Source organism: Vibrio sp. S234-5, assembly GCF_000960595.1.
Lineage (GTDB): Bacteria > Pseudomonadota > Gammaproteobacteria > Enterobacterales > Vibrionaceae > Vibrio.
Genome location: NZ_JZAM01000243.1, coordinates 1 through 2,153 on the forward strand (window position 1 = coordinate 1; position 2,153 = coordinate 2,153).

Consider the following 2,153-nt stretch of genomic DNA (forward strand, 5'->3'; position numbering starts at 1 on the left):
GTGATGTAACTAGTTCTACTTTCATGAGAGCGGCTCCAAAGGAATACTAAAGTGATACTATTCTATCACTTTGAGTATAGCAAGCTCCATGACGGCTAACGCCCTGCTAAGGGGTGAGCAATGCACTGCAAAAGCTTCCGCAACACTACGTAATCACTAAAACCAACGCAAACCAAAAATGCCACGCATTGCGAATCCCACTTAAGCAGTTTGTTAGCTTAAATTTCAGCACCTTAGATTTACCAAAACTGAGATTAAACCAATTTGGAAAACCAACAAACCACCTGCGTTTTGAAACCCGAATTGGTTCAAACTTTGTGGCCTTATCGTGCGATTTAAAAACCCGAAAATTTTGAGAATTCACTTTCGGAAAACTCAAAGCGAAAGCAAAACTTCCAAAGCGACTTTGCACCAAACTGACTAACCTCGCGCAATACAAAAACTCAATTGAGGCAACAGCTCAAAACTCGCGTTGACAAACAATGCTGATTTGCCGAGAAACCAGAACGAATTGCCAAGAGAAGAAAGAAAAAACCACAACCAATTGATTTTATGTGTTTTAAGCTAACGCCCGGTTAAGGGGCTGACAACGCAAAACACCGAACCTAAAATAGCAACCGTAATCACAAATGTTGATTTAAGCAAAAACCGCCACGCGTTGGCAGTCCCTCTTAAACCGTTTGTTATGGCTCAGTTCACTAAATATCAGATTTTACCATTGCCATGATTTTATGAGCTTTTTCAAAATGGTCTAATTTGTGTTCTTGAATCCACCATGTGGCGGCTTCCATTAACAAATCTGGATCGTCATTTTTATTAGCAAAAAATGCATAAAATGAAACGCCTACATTATCACCCTTCTGTTCAATCTTCTTGGAACAAACTTGAATTACCTTTTTTCTCAATGAACTACGCACTTGTTAATTGCCTGCTTTGTTAGAAAATGATGGGTAACTTATACAGATTAAAGCATGAAAACAAGAAAAACTGTTTTTATATACAGCCCCAGCCAATTGAATGAGCCATAACGCCGCGTTAAGGGGCGAATGCCGCCTAAACCCACCTTCCGTAGACCATTTTCAACACTTAAATCACCGCATGCTAGAAATGCCACGCGGCATGAGTCCCTCTTAAACGCTTTGTTATGGTGCTGAACTCAATGTTAGTTCTTGTATGTCAATTAGGTCGACTTCCCTACCCAAGATTCGCTTGTACTCAACGAGATGATGGACTGGCATAACTGGTAATTCAATGCCCTTATAGTGTTTTATCACTGACTCTGAAAAATGGATTTCAAGCTCATGCCAAGAGCCATCTAGAGCAGATTGTATCTTCGTGCTTTGTGATAAACCGATTTCAATTTTCTGATTTTGATAAACCAACTGGAAATACTCTAGATCCCAACCGTATTCAGCGTAATGAGTTAACGGTTTAGATATGAACTGCGATACACGAGCCAAGACCTTGTTTGCGTCAGAATTACGGATATAAAGGTCTATGTCCGCTATTTCACGACTGCCGCCATGGATCGTTGCAGCTAGCCCACCAACAATTTGGTACTCAACCGCCTCAGAATCCAAGAGTTCTTTGAGCCAGTTCAAGGCTACTTTCACTTTATCACTCATATAGTTCCCTAGGCTGAAATTTGCCCTGCGCCATAACGCCGCGTTAAGGGGCAGCCAACGCCACTACCAACTTAACGCATAACACCGTAACCACAAAAACCAACGCACAGTAAAAATGCCACGCGTTGGCTGTCCCTCTTGAACGCTTTGTTATACGAAATTACGACTTGAACCCCAAAGCTGCATCGATAAGTTTTACCATTAGTTCCTTTGATACACCATTAACATCTCGCTCTGGCATATATTCAACAAACTCAGCGCCAATGAACTTGTTACTCGAGGCAAGTGAATGAACCAAGTAGAGGGACTCTCTTGCAGTTAAACCGCCAACATTCGGCGTAGCACATGCACGGAATAGAGAACCGGTTCATCCGGAAAATCGATACCTGAATGGCTTTTCTGGTTCATCCGGAAAATCGATACCTGAATGGCTTTTCTGATACCATATCGCCAAAAATAGCCAGTTAATGTCAACTTCACTTCTTTACCATCGCTTTGGAATACGCGGCCCTTTCCATTATTGCTCTA

General features: G+C 41.7%; 3 protein-coding genes and 1 pseudogene. All 4 read right to left on the reverse strand.

Annotated features, from left to right (window positions below; translation table 11 throughout):
• Positions 1-698 precede the first annotated feature (698 nt).
• Positions 699-917, reverse strand: coding sequence for a DUF6500 family protein (locus UF06_RS15775; protein ID WP_017049924.1), 219 nt, complete (start codon positions 915-917; stop codon positions 699-701).
• Between the two features lie 225 nt (positions 918-1,142).
• On the reverse strand, positions 1,143-1,625 hold the full coding sequence (locus tag UF06_RS15780) for a hypothetical protein (protein ID WP_045571286.1): 483 nt from the start codon (positions 1,623-1,625) through the stop codon (positions 1,143-1,145).
• A gap of 160 nt (positions 1,626-1,785) precedes the next feature.
• Positions 1,786-1,989 (reverse strand): annotated as a pseudogene (locus tag UF06_RS24635) (arginase family protein); the annotation flags it as partial.
• Positions 1,944-2,105, reverse strand: a complete 162-nt coding sequence (locus UF06_RS26905; RefSeq protein WP_171816742.1) for a hypothetical protein — start codon at positions 2,103-2,105, stop codon at positions 1,944-1,946. The gene UF06_RS26905 and the pseudogene UF06_RS24635, both read right to left, overlap by 46 nt.
• Positions 2,106-2,153 lie beyond the last annotated feature (48 nt).